At 71.1% G+C, this 17,005-nt stretch carries 9 protein-coding genes and 2 pseudogenes; 9 read left to right on the top strand and 2 right to left on the bottom strand.

The window, feature by feature from the left end:
• Positions 1 to 4: 4 nt before the first annotated feature.
• Positions 5 to 865 carry an alpha/beta fold hydrolase gene (locus SSOG_RS08995; protein ID WP_009713901.1) on the top strand — a complete coding sequence of 287 codons (861 nt, stop codon included), beginning with the start codon at positions 5 to 7 and terminating at the stop codon, positions 863 to 865.
• Positions 866 to 876: 11 nt separating this feature from the next.
• Here the strand turns inward: SSOG_RS08995 and SSOG_RS08990 are convergent, their stop codons facing one another.
• Positions 877 to 1,629: a MerR family transcriptional regulator gene (locus tag SSOG_RS08990; RefSeq protein ID WP_009713900.1), complete on the bottom strand. Its 753-nt coding sequence runs from the start codon at positions 1,627 to 1,629 to the stop codon at positions 877 to 879.
• A gap of 198 nt (positions 1,630 to 1,827) precedes the next feature.
• Here SSOG_RS08990 and SSOG_RS08985 point away from each other — a divergent pair, with 198 nt between their 5' ends.
• The 3 genes and pseudogenes from SSOG_RS08985 to SSOG_RS58390 all read left to right on the top strand — a co-directional run bounded on the left by SSOG_RS08985 (position 1,828) and on the right by SSOG_RS58390 (position 6,534).
• Positions 1,828 to 5,583 (top strand): glycoside hydrolase family 2 TIM barrel-domain containing protein, encoded by a 3,756-nt coding sequence (locus tag SSOG_RS08985; RefSeq protein ID WP_245606254.1) that lies wholly within the window; start codon positions 1,828 to 1,830, stop codon positions 5,581 to 5,583.
• A 77-nt stretch (positions 5,584 to 5,660) separates the two neighbouring features.
• Positions 5,661 to 6,245: pseudogene (locus SSOG_RS08980) on the top strand (oxygenase MpaB family protein); the annotation flags it as partial.
• Complete coding sequence (locus SSOG_RS58390; RefSeq protein WP_425385409.1) at positions 6,139 to 6,534, top strand: oxygenase MpaB family protein; 396 nt, start codon at positions 6,139 to 6,141, stop codon at positions 6,532 to 6,534. The pseudogene SSOG_RS08980 and the gene SSOG_RS58390, both read left to right, overlap by 107 nt.
• A 30-nt stretch (positions 6,535 to 6,564) precedes the next feature.
• On the opposite strand, the gene SSOG_RS08975 is transcribed toward SSOG_RS58390, so the two are convergent.
• On the bottom strand, positions 6,565 to 8,049 hold the full coding sequence (locus tag SSOG_RS08975) for a M1 family metallopeptidase (protein WP_009713897.1): 1,485 nt from the start codon (positions 8,047 to 8,049) through the stop codon (positions 6,565 to 6,567).
• Positions 8,050 to 8,240: 191 nt separating this feature from the next.
• Between SSOG_RS08975 and SSOG_RS08970 the strand changes: the two genes are divergently transcribed.
• The 5 genes and pseudogenes from SSOG_RS08970 to SSOG_RS08950 all read left to right on the top strand — a co-directional run bounded on the left by SSOG_RS08970 (position 8,241) and on the right by SSOG_RS08950 (position 16,873).
• Entirely contained in the window at positions 8,241 to 10,220 is a 1,980-nt protein-coding gene (locus SSOG_RS08970) for a Xaa-Pro dipeptidyl-peptidase (RefSeq protein WP_281048190.1), read from the top strand.
• Between the two features lie 107 nt (positions 10,221 to 10,327).
• Positions 10,328 to 11,639, top strand: a pseudogene (locus SSOG_RS08965) (M14 family metallopeptidase).
• A 99-nt stretch (positions 11,640 to 11,738) separates the two neighbouring features.
• Positions 11,739 to 13,544 (top strand): BCCT family transporter, encoded by a 1,806-nt coding sequence (locus SSOG_RS08960; RefSeq protein WP_009713894.1) that lies wholly within the window; start codon positions 11,739 to 11,741, stop codon positions 13,542 to 13,544.
• Between the two features lie 219 nt (positions 13,545 to 13,763).
• Positions 13,764 to 14,798, top strand: a complete 1,035-nt coding sequence (locus SSOG_RS08955) for an oxidoreductase (RefSeq protein ID WP_009713893.1) — start codon at positions 13,764 to 13,766, stop codon at positions 14,796 to 14,798.
• Between the two features lie 437 nt (positions 14,799 to 15,235).
• Positions 15,236 to 16,873 (top strand): ABC-F family ATP-binding cassette domain-containing protein, encoded by a 1,638-nt coding sequence (locus SSOG_RS08950; protein WP_009713892.1) that lies wholly within the window; start codon positions 15,236 to 15,238, stop codon positions 16,871 to 16,873.
• The last annotated feature ends 132 nt before the right edge of the window (positions 16,874 to 17,005 follow it).

The raw sequence follows: 17,005 nt of genomic DNA, 5'->3' as shown, positions 1-17,005 counted from the left end.
CCCCATGAGCAACATGAGAAACGAACACCCCACCGGCACCGTCTTCGTCCTGGTCCACGGGGCCTGGCACTCCTCCTGGCAGTGGGCGCCCACCCAGCGCGCCCTGGCCGGGCTCGGCGCGCTGAGCCTCGCCGTCGATCTGCCGGGGCACGGCTTCGACGCCCCGACGCCGTCGGGCTATTACGCCCCCGGCCAGCCGGGCCTCGCGACCGAGAAGTCCGCGCTGGCCGGGCTGACCCTGGAGGAGTGCGCCGGGGCCGTCGTCTCGGCGCTGCGCTTGGTGCGCGGCCACCGCAAGGTCGTCCTCGTCTCGCACAGCGCCGGTGGCGTCTCCGCCTCCCTGGCCGCGGAGCAGGCTCCGGAACTGGTCGACGAGCTGATCCATCTGTCGTCCGTCGTGCCCGCGGGACGCCCCCGCTTCGCCGACTACATGGAGGCCCCGGAGCAGGCCGCGACCACCCGCGGCCAGGGGCTGATGGTGGGCGACCCGGAGGCCATCGGCGCGTTCCGGATCAATCCGCTGTCCGCCGACCCCGAGTACGCGGAGGAGCTGCGGCAGGGCTACTACCACGACGTTCCCGCCGGGTCCTTCGGCCGCTGGCGCCACGCCCTGAGCCCCGATCTGCCGTTCGCGATACCGACCACACCGGTCACCCTCACCCGGGAGCGGTGGGGCCGTATCCCGCGGACCTTCATCCGGTGCGCGGAGGACTGGGCGCTCACGCCCGCGGTGCAGGACCTGATGATCGCGGAGGCGGACGCGGCGATGCCGGACCAGCCGTTCACCGTACGGACGCTGCCGGGCAGCCACTCGCCGTTCGCCGCCCGCCCCGCCGAGCTGGCCGCCGCCCTCGTAGGGACCTGAGCACACAAAGGTCAGTCGGTCCCGTACCAGGCGCGCAGCTCCTGCTTCATCGACCGCTGAAACGCGATCACCAGCGCCTGCACCACCAGCGGCTGCATGTCCGCCGACAGCGACCTCTTCGCCGCCGCCCGCTCCGCCCCGCCGCCCGACTCCGGCTCCCGCTCCGGGCCCCACACCTCGTCGCGGAAGAGGCGGCCCAGCTCGCGGGCGACGGAGCGGCTGTGCTCCAGTACGACGGTGTGGGCCGCCAGGATCGTCTCCAGGTCGATCGGGACGTCCAGCAGCCGCAGGCCCAGGTGCAGCACGCCGGGGTCGACGCGGAAGACGTCCGGCCGGTCCGTGCGCTCCAGCGCGTGGAGGGCGGCCAGCCGGTCGATGTCCTCGTCCGACAGCGCGCGCCCCGCCCGCCGGGCCAGTTGTTCGCGGGTCGCCTCCTCGGGTGCCTCGGGCGCCCAGGAGGCGACGAGGGCGCGGTGGATGGCGAGGTCGTCCGCGCTCAGGTCCGCGGGGAGCTGCCGCAGATAGCGCTCGATGGCGGAGAGGGTCATGCCGTGGTGCTGCAACTCCTCGATCAGCGCGAGCCGCGACAGATGCACGGGCCCGTAGTGCCCCACCCGGCGCGGGCCGATGGCGGGCGGCGGAAGCAGTCCGCGGGTGCCGTAGAAGCGGATCGTACGGACGGTCACACCGGCCCGGGCCGCCAGCTCGTCGACGGTGAGGGTGAGTTCCTCGCTGGTCGGCCCCTCGCTGTCGGGGGTGGTCATCGGCGCGCCTCGCTCTCCGGTGTGCTGCCCGATCGGGTGCATCAGTATTGCTGTCTCATCATCACTGTGAAACCTTCCGGCCTCATCTGATCGCACAGAGATCCGTCCGCACCGTTGACTCTCTCTTTACCCGGCCAATAACGTGCATCGCTGTTCAGCTGTGTTGGTTTTCTTGCGAATATGTGAGGTGGGGTCGGATTGGGCACGGTACGCGGCAGGTACGGCACACGACTGATCGCGGTGGCGGCTGCCATGGCCACCGCGCTCGGCGCCGCCCTCACCACGGCGGACAGCGCCGCCGGAAGAGCGCCGGACGCGGGCAAGTTCCCGGCCGATGTGCACAGTTACCTCGAGGATCCGGAGAAGACGGGCGAGGGCCAGGAGCCCCCGCACACCCGGCTGAAGCCCACCGGGCCGGACGCGGAGAAGTGGCAGCGCAGCCTCGACGGCAGCTGGCGGTTCGCCCTCGCCGACAAGCCCGAGGACGCGCCCGCGGGCTTCTGGAAGGAGGACTACGACGCGTCCTCCTCCCAGGGATTCCAGCGCGTGAAGGTTCCGCACACCTGGCAGACCGACGACCTCGACCACCCGATCTTCCGCAACATCGACGGCGAGATCGTCCCCGAGAAACCCCCGAAGGTCCCGCGTGACGTCAACCCCACCGGGGCGTACCTGAAGGACGTCCAGGTGCCCAAGAGCTGGGACGGGCGGCGGCAGGTGCTCCGTTTCGACGGGATGACCTCCGCCGCGTTCGTCTGGGTCAACGGCCGCTACGTCGGCTACGACCAGGGCGGCTACGTCCCGGCCGAGTTCGACGTCACCGACTATCTGCGGCCAGGACACAACCGCGTCGCCGTCCAGGTGCACCGCTGGAGCGCGGGCTCGTACCTGGAGGACTACGACCAGTGGCGCTTCGCGGGCATCTTCCGCTCCGTGTCGCTGTACTCCACTCCCAAGACCCGGATGGAGGACGCGTACGTCACCACCGACCTCGACACCGACTACCGGGACGCCACGCTGCGCACCGAGGTCGACATCGCGCGCGCCGAGGGCGGGACGAAGGGCAAGCAGCGGGTCACGGGCGTGCTGTACGACCCGCGCGGCCGCGAGGTGCGGCGGCTGTCCGCCGAGGAAGCGGACGGCAAGGCCGAGCTGACGGCGCAGGTGAAGAACCCCGCCAAGTGGTCCGACGAGACACCCAACCTGTACCAACTCGAACTCACGCTGCGCGACGCCGACGGCAAGGCCACCCAGACCGTCCGGCAGAGCGTCGGCTTCCGTGAGGTCGAGGTCAAGGACAAGCAGCTCAAGCTCAACGGCAAGCGCATCCTCATCCGCGGCGTCAACCGCGCCGAGACCGACCCCACCACCGGCCGGTACGCCACCCGGGAGCGCATGGAGCAGGACGTACGGCTGATGAAGCGGCTGAACGTCAACGCGATCCGCACCTCCCACTACCCCTCGGACCCCTACCTGTACGAACTCGCCGACCGTGAGGGCATCCTCATCGACGACGAGATGGAGGTGGAGACCCACAGCTTCGAGAACTGCCCGGACGACTGCCTCGCCGAGAAGCCCGAATGGCAGAAGGCGTTCCTCGAGCGCCACCAGGGAATGGTCGAGCGGGACAAGAACCACCCCAGCGTCATCATGTGGGACACCGGCAACGAGGCCGGGCTCGGCAAGGCGCACTACGCGATGGCCGAGTGGACGAAGAAGAACGAGCCGACCCGGCCGCTGTACCACCAGCCCAACCGGCCCGACGGCGACGCCCCCTTCGCCGATATCGCGGGGCCCCGCTACCCCACGCCCGCGTCCCTCGAATCCAAGGCCAAGACCTTCACCAAGCCGATCGTGATGGGCGAATACGCCCACGCGATGGGCAACAGCCTCGGCAACTTCCGGGAGTTCTGGGAGGTCATGCGGAAATACCCGGGCGCCCAGGGCGGCTTCATCTGGGACTGGGCCGAGCAGAACATCAAGCGTCCCCTGATCACCACCCCCGACTCCTCCGGCAACCGCATCGCCGCGAGCCTGTCCGGCAAGCCGGAGGTGGTCGATGGCAAGCGGGGCAAGGCGCTGTATCTGTCCGGTCTGGACGATTTCGTGGAGACCTACCGCGATCCCAAGCTCGACCTGACCGGCAAGGCGGTCACCCTCGACGCCCAGGTCAAGCCCGCCGAGCCGTTCACCGGCGACTTCACCATGGTCAGCAAGGGCGACCAGTACGTGCTGCGGATGAAGGATGCCGACACCCTGGAGTTCACGATCACCAGCGAGGGCAAGCCCCGCACGGTGACCGCGGACGTCCCCCAGGGCTGGACCGGCGCCTGGCACCGCGTCACCGGCACCTACGACGGGAGCGCCTGCCGCCTCTACGTCGACGGCAAGCAGCTCGCCGAGACCGCTTGGAGCGGCCCGCTGGACTACACCGGCTACGACCTCGGCGTCGGCCGCAACGCCGACACCATGGAGGACGGCTACCCCGGACGCACCGCCAAGGGCACCATCGACCAGGTCCGCGTCTACGACACGGCCCTCGGGGCGGCCCGGCTCGCCGCCGGTGCGGACCCGAAGCGGGACGCCCTGATCGCCCTGGACTTCGACAGCTTCCAGCGCAAGGGCGACTATCTGTCGTACGGCCTCTACGAATCCGGCGTGGACGGTCTGGTCACCGCCGACCGCAAGCCGGAGCCGGAGACCGCCCAGCTCGCCTGGGTGCAGGCACCGATCCGCATCACCGACGCCGACGCCCGCAGCGGCAAGGTCAAGATCACCAACGAGCGCGTCTTCACCGGCACCTCCGATCTGAAGCTGCGCTGGAAGGTGACCGAGGGCGCGAAGACCGTCGCGAGCGGAATCCGCGCCCTGAACGTCGGGCCCGACGCGAGCGAAGAGGTCCAGCTGCCCGCCCCGCCCGCGAACCCGGACGGCTACGAGCGCTATCTCACCGTCCAAGCGGTGACCGCCCACGACGCGAACTGGGCGAAGGCCGGACACGTGGTCTCCTTCGGCCAGTTCGCGGTCGGCGGGACGAAGGTCCCGGAGCCCGAGCGGGCGCGTAAGGGCGACGCCAAGGCCACGTCCACGGTCAAGGGCGACACCGTCGAGGTCACAGGACCCGACTTCCGCTACACCTTCGACAAGAAGAAGGGCACGCTCACCTCGATGCGCGCGGGCGGCCGTGAACTCCTCACCTCCGGCCCCGAACTCGACGTCTGGCGCGCCCCGATCAGCAACGAGCGCTCCGAATGGGGCACCGCCGAGGGCAAGCAGTGGCGCTCCCTCGGCCTCGACCGGCTGCGCGCCACCGTCATGGGCATGGACGTGACCCCGGGCGACGACGGCACGGTCAGCGTCACCTTCCGCACCACCGTGACCCAGCCCGAGGCGACCAACGCGTCCTTCGACCAGACCATGACGTACCGCGTCGACGGCTCCGGAGAGATCGGCATCCGGCACCAGGTCCAGGCGCGCGACGAGGCGGCCAAGCTGTCGTACCTGCCGCGGGTGGGCATGAAGCTGAAGGTGCCGGAGCGGTACGACACGTTCCGGTGGTACGGCCGCGGCCCGGTCGAGAACTTCAACGACCGCAAGGACGGCACGCCCATGGGCGTCTGGTCCTCCTCCGTCGAGGACCAGTACACCGAGTACCTCAAGCCCCAGGACCACGGCAACCACGACGATGTGCGCTGGGCCTCGCTCACCGACGGCCGCAGCGGCGGCCTGCTGGTGTCGGGCGACCTGGAGGTGGGCGCGAGCGCGTACGACGACCTCGACCGGGCGGCGTACCCCCACCTCCTGAAGCGCAACGACGGCTGGAACACCCTGCACGCCGACCACGCCGTCACCGGCGTCGGCGACACCCCGAACCCGGTGCGCGACCAGTACCGGGTCAAGGCCGACAAGGCGTACGACTACACCCTCACGCTGCGTCCCCTGTCCGCGGACTGACAGCGACCGCCCCCAGCCGATGCCCGGGCCCCGGCCCGGGCATCGGCGCGTTCTGCCGACCGCGTGACGATGGAGGTATGAGCACCACAGACCAGAGCACGCCGGAGCCGCCGCCCGTCGGCGGCATCCTGTGGTCCATCGCCGGAGACATACGCAGCGTCCTCGCCCTGCCCGCCGCCACGGCCATGCAGGTGGCGCACCCGGGCGTCGGCGCGGGCGTGGACCAGCACTCCGCCTTCCGAACCGACCCCTGGGGGCGTGGCGAGCGCTCCCTCCAGTCGGTCCAGCTGTGGGTGTACGGCGGGGAGCGGGCGGCGCGGGAGGGGCGGCGGCTGCGGACGGCCCACGAACCCATCCGGGGCGTGGACGCGCACGGGCGCCCGTACCACGCGCTCGACCCCGCCCTCTACGCCTGGGTGCACGCCACCGCTTTCCCCGCATACCTGCACGCACAGCGCTATCTGGGCCGCCGCCCGTTCACCGGGGCGGAGGAGCGGCAGCTCTACGCGGAGCTGCTCCGGGTCGGCCGGATCCTCGGCCTCGAGGACCGCGCACATGCCGCGGACGGTCGAGGAGTTCTGGCCGTACTACCGGCGGGTGCTGCGCGAGGAGCTGGAGGAGACGGCCGTCGTACGGGAACTCCTCGCGGCCGACGCGCCCCTGCCCCCGCCCGCCGCCCCGCTGCCGCGCGCCGCCTGGCCGCTGCTGCGCCCGCTGTTCAACCGCTTCCGGGCGTTCCTGACGGCGGGGCTGATGCCGCCCGACGCCCGCGAGGCCATCGGGCTGCCGTGGACGGCGGCGCGGGAGCGGCGGCTGCGCCGGTTCGGGCTGGCCGTGCGGGTGGTGGTGCCGCTGCTGCCGGAGCGGTGGCGGTACCTCCCGATCGCCCGCGAGGCCCGCCGCGCCGCCCGCCGCCGGACCCCCTGGAACACCGGCCGCCGGACCTCGTAGAACACCTGGGGCCCAGCGGCCGGCGCGACGTCACCGCTCGGAGTGCGCCGCCTGGATCTTCTGCCAGGACTTCGGCCGCACCGGCGCCTTCGCCGGGCTCAGCTCCACCGCCCGCGCCTGCGTCGCCGCAGGCTTCGACGGGGTGAACAGCCAGGTGTCGAAGAGCGCGGCCAGCGGCTCGCCCGAGACCTTCTCGGCGTACGCGACGAAGTCCTTCACCGAGGCGTTGCCGTATCGGTTCTTCTTCGTCCAGCCCTTCAGGATCGAGAAGAAGTCCTTGTCGCCGACGCGGTTCCGCAGCGCCTGGAGCGCCAGCGCGCCCCGGTCGTACACCGCATCGTGGAACTGGTTCTCCGCACCCGGGTCGCCCGGTTCGACCTTCCAGAACGGGTCGTCGGCCGGGTAGGAGTCGTACGTGTAGTCCGCCAGCTCCTGGGCCGTGCCCTCGCCCTCCTTCTCCGACCACAGCCACTGCGCGTAGCTCGCGAAGCCCTCGTTGATCCAGATGTCGCGCCAGTCCTTCACCGAGACGCTGTCACCGAACCACTGGTGCGCCAGCTCGTGCACGACCACCGACACGTTCAAGCCCTTGGCGAACTTCTTCGGGCCGTAGAAGGGCCGGGTCTGGGTCTCCAGGGCGAACCCCGCGGACACGTTCGGCACATAGCCGCCCAGCGCCTCGAAGGGGTACGGGCCGAAGACCGTGGACTCCCAGTCGGCGATCTCGGCCGTCCGCTCGATGCTGGCCCGCGCCGCGCCCGCGTTCTCGCCCAGGTCCTTGCTGTAGGCGTTGAGCACGGGCAGCCCGTTCGCGGTGGTGTCCGTCGTGATGTCGAACTTGCCGACCGCGAGCGTGGCCAGATAGGTGGCCTGCGGCTTGCTGGAGCGCCAGTTGTAGCGGGTCCAGCCCAGCTGCGAGCTGTTCGATGTCAGGACACCGTTGCTGATGGCCTGCGTACCGTCCGGCACCGCGACCGAGACGTCGTACGTGGCCTTGTCCAGCGGATGGTCGTTGCTCGGGAACCACCACCACGCCGACTCCGGCTCATTGGCCGCGACCCCGCCGTCCGGCGTCCGCTGCCAGCCCGTGAAGCCGCCCGCCTCGACCTTCGACGGCGTGCCGCTGTAGCGCACCACGACGGTGAAGGGACGGCCGGAGTCGAGCGCGGCGGACGGAGTGATCTCCAGCTCGTGGTCGCCGGTCCTGGTGAACGCCGCCTTCTTGCCGCCCACCAGCACCTCGCGCACATCGAGCGCGAAGTCGAGGTTGAAGCGGGACAGATCCTGCGTGGCCTTGGCGACGATCGTCGCCGTGCCCTCCAGGCCGTCCGTCTTCGGCTGGTACTTCAGCCGCAGGTCGTAGTGGGAGACGTCGTAACCGCCGTTGCCGTACGAGGGGTAGTAGGAGTCCCCGATGCCGGGCGCGCCGGGCGACGGTTCGGCCGCCGACGCCGGGATCGCCAGCAGCAGGCAGGCCGCGGCCGCGCTCGGGACGATGAGTCTGTGGTGACGCACGAGTCCTCCAACTCGTAGGGGAGAACGATCACTCGCGACTCTATGTACTCCGTATGCGCACTTCCCGTCCATCGGTTATCTGACATGCAATCGACATCCAGCCGCCACAGGGCCCCGCCCTATTCATCAGGGCGCCGCGCCGTGCGCCCTCTTCTGTACAAGAGTTCACTCGCGCTAACGTCCGGCCCGTGCTGCTACGTAGGCGGAAACCCCGCATCCACTGGGCCAGGCACCTCGTTCCGGCGGTCACCGCACTGGTGGCCGCCACCCTCTTACCGCTGTCTCCCCTCGGCACCTCACCGGCCCACGCGGCCACGGTGCGGGAGAGCAGACCCGTGTACTCCTACGACGACGCCATACGCGAATCCGTATGGGTGGACACAAAGCTCGACGGTGACGCGGACGGCAGGACCGACCGGGTCGCCGTCGACATCGTGCGGCCGCGCGAGGCCGCACGGCAGGGCCGCAAGGTTCCCGTGATCATGGACGCCAGTCCGTACTACTCCTGCTGCGGACGCGGCAACGAGAGCCAGACCAAGACCTATGACGCGAACGGCAAACCGGTCCTGTTCCCGCTCTTCTACGACAACTACTTCGTCCCGCGCGGCTATGCCACCGTCCTCGTCGACCTCGCCGGAACCAACCGCTCCGACGGCTGCGTCGACGTCGGCGGCCGCTCCGACATCCAGTCAGCCAAGGCCGTCGTCGACTGGCTGAACGGCCGCGCCACCGGATACAGCGCCGCCTCCGGCGGCAAGCCCGTAAAGGCGTCCTGGAGCAACGGCCGCACCGGCATGATCGGCAAGAGCTACGACGGCACCATCGCCAACGGCGTCGCCGCGACCGGCGTCAAGGGCCTCAAGACCATCGTGCCCATCGGCGCCATCTCCTCCTGGTACGACTACTACTTCGCCAAGGGTGCCGCCCTCTTCGGCTCCGGACCCGACGGGCTCGCCTACCGGGTCGAGAGCGACGCCGCGCACGGGCGCTGCGCCGCCGTACAGAAGCGTCTCGTCGACGGTGCCCCGCGCAGCGGCGACTGGACCGGGCTGTGGAGCGCGCGCGACTACGTCCCCGACGCCCGCAAGGTGCGCGCCAGCGTCTTCGCCGTTCACGGGATGCAGGACCTCAACGTCCGCACCAAGCACCTCGGACAGTGGTGGAACGCCCTCGCCGACGCGGGCGTGGAGCGCAAGATCTGGCTCTCCCAGGCCGGACACGTCGACCCGTTCGACTTCCGGCGCGGGACCTGGGTCAAGACCTTGCACCGCTGGTTCGACCACTACCTCCTCGGCATCGACAACGGCATCGAGCGCACCCCGATGGCCGATATCGAGCGCGCCCCCGACCAGTGGTCCACCGACCGCGTCTGGCCCCCGTCCGGTACGCGGCAGACCACCCTGCGCCCGGCCCCCGGGACGACCCCCGGGGTGGGTGTCCTCGGCACCGAGCGGGCCAGGCCCGGCGCCACCGCGGCCTTCACCGACGACCCCCGGCTGAGCGAGAGCGACTGGGCCGCCGACATCGACCGGCCGACCGCGGCCAAGGCGGGCTTCAGCACGCCGCCGCTGACGAAGGACCTGCGGCTGTCCGGCTCCGGCACCGTGACGGTCACCGCCACCCCGTCCACCAGCAGCGCCCATCTGAGCGCGGTCCTGGTCGACCTCGGGCCCGACACCATCCGTGACTACGGCGGGGCCGGCGAAGGCATCGTCACCCTCGACGACCGCACCTGCTGGGGGAGCAGCACGGCGGGCGACAGCGCCTGCTTCAAGGTGACCGCGGCCGATACGGAGGCGGTCGAGCAGACCGTCTTCAGCCGCGGCTGGGCCGACCTCGGCCACCATGCCGACGCCCGCAAGGGCCGCCCGCTGACCCCCGGCAAGCCGTACACCATCACCCTCGACCTGGCTGCCACCGACCACGTCGTCCCGGCGGGCCACCGGCTGGGCCTGATCATCGCCGGTACGGACGCCGGACTCCTCGAACCGCCCACCACCACACCCCGGTTGACCCTCGACCTCAACCGCACCTCGGCCCGCCTCCCGCTGGCCGGCTCCCTGCGGACCGAGGGCGCCGCGCCCGGGGCCGCCCCGTCCCCGTCCCCGTCGTCGGAGCGGCTGCGCGGCATCCGTACCCCGCATATCGAGTCGCCCCTGCCCCTGCGCTGACCCGCACCCGGTGAGGTCGCCCGCACCCGGGCGGTCTCACCGGGCACCAACTGCACTGCAACGTGACCCCAGGAGTCCGCACCGTGATCTCATCCGACCCTCCCCTCATCCGCACCGCCGTCACCTGCGGCGCGCTCGGCGCGCTGCTCACCGGGTCGCTCCTGGCCGCGCCCGCCCGGGCCGAGCCGGGGGCGCCGCCGCGCACCGGATTCGAGACCAGCAAGGGTGCGCGCTGGACGACCCAGGCCGAGGAGGCGGACTTCCTCGCGGACGTCGACAAGGCCAGTGCGCGCGTCGCCGTCGACACCCTCGGCGCCACCGCACAGGGCCGTCCCCTCAACCTGGTGCGGATCGGCGCCCCCGCGGCGCCCGCCGACGCCGCCCGGGCCGCCCGCGGCAACTCCCTGATGCTCATCTGCTCCCAGCACGGTGACGAACCGTCAGGCCGCGAGGCATGTCTGACCACGATCCGCGACCTCGCCTACGCCAAGGATCCGGGGACCCGCCGCTTCCTGGAGCGTACGAACGTCCTCGTCGTGCCCACCGCCAACCCCGACGGCCGGGCCGCCGACACCCGCGGCAACTCCGAGGGCACGGACATCAATCGCGACCACCTCGCGCTCACCACCGCCGAGTCCCGCGCCATGGCCCGCGTCATCCGCGACTGGCGCCCGGACACCGTGTACGACCTCCACGAGTACGGCGCCACCGTCCCGTACTACAAGAAGGACCTGCTGGCCCTGTGGCCGCGCAACCTCAACACCTCAACTCCCGTACACCGCGAGGCGCGTACCCTCTCGGACACGTACGTGCGCCCGCACGCCGAGGACGCGGGCTTCTCCACCGGTGTCTACGGCATCTGGACCGACCCGGAGACCGGCGAGCCGGTCAAGCAGGTGGCGGGTGACGGCCAGGAGCGGATCCTGCGCAACACGGCCGGGGTCAAGAACAGCGTCGGGCAGCTCGTCGAGACCCGCGTCGACCCGCTCACCGACGCCGAGAAAGGCCGACCCCGCCGTCAACAACAAGCGCCGGGTGGGCTCCCAACTCGCCGCCCTGGACGGCGCGTTCGACTTCGTGAGGGAGCGTCGTCCGTGGATCGAGGCCGCCACCACCGCGGCCCGGCTCTCCGGCTACGCGGACCGCGGCCCGGTGTACCTCGGCGGCGCGGACAACGAACCGGCCGGGGAGGGCGAGGTGCTCCAAGACCCGCCGTGCGGCTACCAGTTGGACGCAGCGCAGTACGACGGCATACGGGATGAGCTGGCCCTTCACGGGATACGGACGCGGGTCCTCCGTGGCGCGGGTCACGATGTCCTCGTACCGCTGCGGCAGCCGCTGCGCGCCCTCGTCCCGCTGCTGCTGGACGGCCGCGCAGCCTATCACCTCACTGCTGGTCAGCCCGTGAACACGTGCTGACACAGCGGGGGTCGTATTGACATACGTATCCGACTACTGGGTAGCCGCGTATTCGTTCCAGTAAACCCAGTGAAAACAAACACAGTGAAAGGTTCATGCGTGACGGAGACACAGAAGGACACGGGGGACGTAAGAAACGACCCTCCGGTCACGGCAGACCTTCCCGGTAGTCCCGACCCGACTCCGGCTCCCCGGACCGACCGCGTGGTCTTCGGCGTATCCGCCGGGCTCACCCTCGCGTTCGTGGTCTGGGGAGCCGTGTTCACCGGCGCGCTCGAGTCTGTTTCGGACAGCATGCTGTCCGGGTTGATCCACAACGGTGGCTGGGCGTTCATCCTCGCCGCCACCGGCTTTGTGATCTTCGCGCTGTGGCTGGCGATGAGCCGCTACGGCAAGATCACGCTCGGGAAGGAAGGCGAGGAGCCCGAGTTCAAGACCGTCTCATGGGTCGCGATGATGTTCAGCGCGGGCATGGGCATCGGCTTGATGTTCTACGGGGTGAGTGAGCCGCTGGCGCACTTCGTCACCCCGCCGCCCGGGACCGACCCCGGGACCGCGGCCGAGAAGATGCAGATCGCCATGTCCACGACGCTGTTCCACTGGACGCTCCACCCGTGGGCGATCTACGCGGTCGTGGGCCTCGCCATCGCGTACAGCACCTTCCGCCGCGGCCGCCGCCAGACCATCAGCGCCGTCTTCACCCCGCTGATCGGCAGCAGGCACGCCAACGGCGCGGGCGGCCGCGTCATCGACATCCTCGCGATCTTCGCCACCCTCTTCGGCTCCGCCGCGTCCCTCGGGCTCGGCGCGCTCCAGATCGGCAGTGGCATCGAGGTGCTCGGCTGGAAGAGCAACGTCGGAACCGGGCTGCTGGTCGCCGTGATCGCGGTGCTCACGGTCGCGTTCATCGCCTCCGCCGTGTCGGGTGTCGCCAAGGGCATCCAGTGGCTGTCCAACATCAACATGGTGCTGGCGCTGTTCCTGGCCGTGTTCGTCTTCGTGGCCGGTCCCACGATCATCATCCTCGACCTGCTGCCGACCTCCATCGGCTCCTACATCGGTGACCTCCCGCAGCTGGTCGGCCGTACCGAGGCGACCGGCGGCGACACCGTCGCGACCTGGCTGAGCGACTGGACCGTCTTCTACTGGGCCTGGTGGATCTCCTGGACGCCGTTCGTCGGCATGTTCATCGCGCGGATCAGCCGTGGCCGCACCATCCGGCAGTTCGTCGGCGGTGTGATCCTGGTGCCGAGCACCGTCAGCCTGATCTGGTTCGCCATCTTCGGCGGCTCGTCGATGAAGCTTCAGGCCGCGGGGAAGCTGGGCAAGGAGACCACGCCCGAGGGCCAGCTGTTCGGCGTGCTCGAGCAGTACCCGATGGCGAGCGTCATGAGCGTCATCGTGATGATCCTCGTCGGTATCTTCTTCGTCTCCGGCGCGGACGCGGCCTCGATCGTCATGGGCACCCTCTCGCAGAGGGGCTCCTTCGAGCCGAGCCGCTTCGTCGTCATCTTCTGGGGCGTGGTCACGGGCGCCGTCGCGGCCGTCATGCTGCTGGTCGGCGGCGGCGGTGACGACGCGCTCACCGGGTTGCAGAACCTGACGATCCTGGTGGCCGCACCCTTCACCCTGGTGATGGTCGGCCTGTGTTGGGCCCTGCTGAAGGACCTGCGCCGCGACCCGCTGATCGTGCGCGGAGAAAAGGGCGAGGAAGCGGTCGAGATGGCCGTCATCGCCGGACACGAGAAGTACGACGGCGAGTTCGAGATCCGGATCGGCCCGGCCGCTCCCGCCGAGAACATCGACGGTGCCGCAGGGACGGGCGAGGCCGAGTCCTCGACCGCGGACACCGCCAAGAGCGACGCGGACGAGGACCGGGTCTCCACGGGCGAGACCACCCGCTAGCCCTCCCGTCCCGCCCACGTGGTGTGACGACGCGTGGTGTGACGACGCGTGGTGTGACGACGCCTCCTCGCCGGACCCCCGCCCCGTCTCCCGGGGCAGCGGGGCTCCGGCGAGAGGCGGTTCCCGGCCCCTCGCCGGGGATCACCCCTGCGCACTCCGCTTTTCTCCCCTTATAGGCGAGTCGCGGTGATGCTGCCCCGATGGGGGAATACTTGGGGCATGACCTCCGAGTACGCCACTTTCGGGCTGGTACCGGCCATGCGCGCCGGCGGCGTCCTGTCCGACGGCGCGTACCAAATGCACCGCGATTTCCTGGACTTCGAGGTGAACGGCAGACCGCTGCTGCCGCGCCTCGCCGACCTCGACGCCGTCTCCCCGCTCGCCTCGGACCTCGGCCCCACCGTCTTCGCCGAACAGGTCCGCGGCCTCCTGCTGGAGACCGGGTCACCGCTCGACGGCGGACGGTACGTCATCTACGGCTGCCCCGAATGCGAAGGGCTGGCCTGCGGCGCGGTCACCGCCGTCATCGAACGGGACGGGCCCGACATCGTCTGGCGGGACTTCCTCTGGCAGACCGACCGCACCACCCCCGACCCCGAACGCGACGGCTACCACGGCATCGGCCCCTACCGCTTCCATGGCGACCAGTACCGCGCCGAACTGACCCGGCTGCTGCACAGCGCCGACGCCCACGACCTCTCCGCCCACCGCCGCGTCCTCCTCATCGGCCGGCGCGCCGCCCTCCTCGCCAAGCTCGCCGCCGCGCTGCGGCGCACCGGCCTCGGCGCCGAGATCACCCTCGACGCGGTCGGCGCCCACGCGGGCGAACTCCGCCGCTACGGTGTGGTGTTCTTCGGCCGGACGATCCGTCAGGACGAGCGCGACGCCGTACGGGACGCCTTCGCGAAGGCCCGCTCGGACGCCGTGTTCATCACCGGTCTCGCCCCCATCGTCCCCCTGCTCGTCGCCCAGGTCGAACAGGCCCTGGACCGCACCCCGCCGGACCGCCGCCGCCTGGTCCGGCTGGCCGCGCGGGGCGGCGAAGCGCTCGTCGAGGTCGCCTCCGAGTGCCGCGTCCGCCTCGCCGCCCACCGCCTGGACCGCCTCTCCCGCCCCCACACCCTCGACGTCTACGACGCCCCTTTGTCCCCGGGCGTCCACCGCCTGCCCCTGCCCCCGAAGGCGGCCCGCGGCGAGTCCTTCCTGGTGGCCCGCACGACGGACACGGTTCTGACGGCGGCGGCTGTGCCGTAGGGGTGGGTGCGGGGGCGGTTCCCGTGGGTGGGTGGTGCGGGTGCCGGGGCCTCCGGGGCAGGGCCCTGGACCGTCTATTTACGGCGCCGCAGCTCGGAAGCGTGAAGTGGCCGTTGGACGACCGGCGCCACAAATACACGTGGTGTCCAGGACCCCACCCCTCCGACCCCGACCCCCTCCCGCATCGTCGCCACCTCCCCACCGGCGGCCCCGGCTCCGGAGCGGTCGCGGTCTGCGCCGGGGACGGCGGGCGCTGGGCGGGGGTGGGCGCGGTCCCGGCTCCCTCCTGTGGAGTCGCGAGCCACTGGCCGGTGGCCTCGGCTCTGGAGGGGTTGCGGTCTGTGCCGGGGGTGGCGGGTGCTGGGTGGGCGCGATCCCGGCTCCCTCCCCGCCGTCGCCGACCGCGGCCCCGGGCGACGGTTAGGATCGGGCCCCTTATGACTGCCACTCTCGTCGCCAAGGATCTGGCCGCCGGACACGGCGACCGCCCCCTCTTCTCCGGGCTCGACCTCGTCGTCGCGCCGGGCGAGGTCATCGGCCTCGTCGGGGTCAACGGAGCAGGGAAGTCGACCTTGCTGCGGTTGCTGGCCGGGCTCACCGACGCCGAGCAGGGCGCCGTTCGGCTCAGCCCGCCGCACGCCACGGTCGGCCACCTTCCGCAGGAGCCCGAGCGGCGGGCGGGGGAGTCCGTACGGGCGTTTCTGGCCCGCCGTACCGGTGTGGCCGCCGCGCAGGCCGACCTCGACGCCACCACCCAGGCGCTCGCGGACGGCGCCCCTGGCGCGGACGACGCGTACGCCGTCGCGCTGGAGCGCTGGCTGTCGCTCGGCGCCGCCGACCTCGACGAACGCGCCGACGAGGTCGCCGCCTCCCTCGGGCTCGACGTCTCGCTCGACCGCCCCATGACCGCCCTCTCCGGCGGCCAGGCGGCCCGCGCCGGTCTCGCCTCGCTGCTGCTCAGCCGGTACGACGTCTTCCTGCTCGACGAGCCGACGAACGACCTCGACCTCGACGGCCTCCAGCGCCTCGAAACGTTCGTCACGGGACTGCGCGCGGGCACGGTACTCGTCAGCCACGACCGCGAATTCCTGGCCCGTACCGTCGACAAGGTCCTCGAACTCGACCTGGCCCAGCAGCGGGTGAACGTGTTCGGCGGCGGCTATACCGCCTACCTGGAGGAGCGGGAGACCGCCCGCCGCCATGCCCGCGAACGCTTCGAAGAGTACGCGGACACCCGCGCCTCCCTGGAGGCCAGGGCGCGCACCCAGCGCGCCTGGATGGAGAAGGGCGTCAAGAACGCGCGGCGCAAGGCTCCCGACGGCGACAAGGTCGCCCGGAACGCCCGTGTCGAGTCCACCGAGAAGCAGGCCGCCAAGGCGCGCCAGACGGATCGGCTGATCGAGCGGCTGGAGGTGGTCGAGGAGCCGCGCAAGGAGTGGGAACTGCGGATGGAGATCGCTGCGGCACCGCGCTCCGGCGCGGTCGTGGCGACCCTGCGCGGGGCCGAGGTGCGGCGTGGGGACTTCCACTTCGGCCCGGTCGACCTCCAGATCGACTGGGCGGACCGGATCGCGGTGACCGGAGCGAACGGCTCTGGCAAATCCACCCTGCTGGCCGCCCTCCTCGGCCGCCTCCCGCTGGACGAGGGCCATGCGTCACTCGGGCCGGGGGTGGTCGTCGGTGAGGTGGACCAGGCCCGCGCGCTGTTCTTCGGCGGCGAGGCCCTGCTGGACGCCTTCGGCACGGCGGTGCCGGAGCTGGCGCCCGCGGACGTACGGACCCTGCTGGCGAAGTTCGGCCTCAAGGCCGCCCATGTGCTGCGCCCGGCGTCCACGCTGTCCCCGGGCGAGCGCACCCGAGCGGCCCTGGCCCTGCTCCAGGCCCGAGGCGTCAACCTGCTGGTCCTGGACGAGCCCACGAACCACCTGGACCTGCCCGCGATCGAGCAACTGGAGTCCGCGTTGGCCTCCTACGAGGGCACGCTGCTCCTGGTAACCCACGACCGCCGCATGCTGGAAGCGGTCCACACCACCCGCCGCCTCGAGGTAGCCGATGGCCAAGTAACCGAGTCCTGACGGGGGCTACCACCAACCAGCCCGTCCGCCGTCCGGGTCCACCACTCCGGTCCTGCGGCCCGTCCGGCGGCCGGAATCGGGTCCGGGGCGGGGACCCACCACCCAGCCCGTCCGGCGTTTGAGGACCGGGGT

It is taken from the genome of Streptomyces himastatinicus ATCC 53653, from assembly GCF_000158915.1.
GTDB classification, from domain to species: Bacteria; Actinomycetota; Actinomycetes; order Streptomycetales; family Streptomycetaceae; genus Streptomyces; species Streptomyces himastatinicus.
The sequence above is the reverse complement of the archived record's forward strand: the minus strand, read 5'-3'. Positions and strand labels throughout refer to the sequence as shown.

Coding starts and splice junctions, on each gene's coding strand:
- SSOG_RS08995 (WP_009713901.1), top strand. CDS start 5: ATGAGCAACATGAGAAACGAACACCCCACCGGCACCGTCTTCGTCCTG.
- SSOG_RS08990 (WP_009713900.1), bottom strand. CDS start 1,629: ATGACCACCCCCGACAGCGAGGGGCCGACCAGCGAGGAACTCACCCTC.
- SSOG_RS58390 (WP_425385409.1), top strand. CDS start 6,139: ATGCCGCGGACGGTCGAGGAGTTCTGGCCGTACTACCGGCGGGTGCTG.
- SSOG_RS08955 (WP_009713893.1), top strand. CDS start 13,764: ATGACCTCCGAGTACGCCACTTTCGGGCTGGTACCGGCCATGCGCGCC.
- SSOG_RS08950 (WP_009713892.1), top strand. CDS start 15,236: ATGACTGCCACTCTCGTCGCCAAGGATCTGGCCGCCGGACACGGCGAC.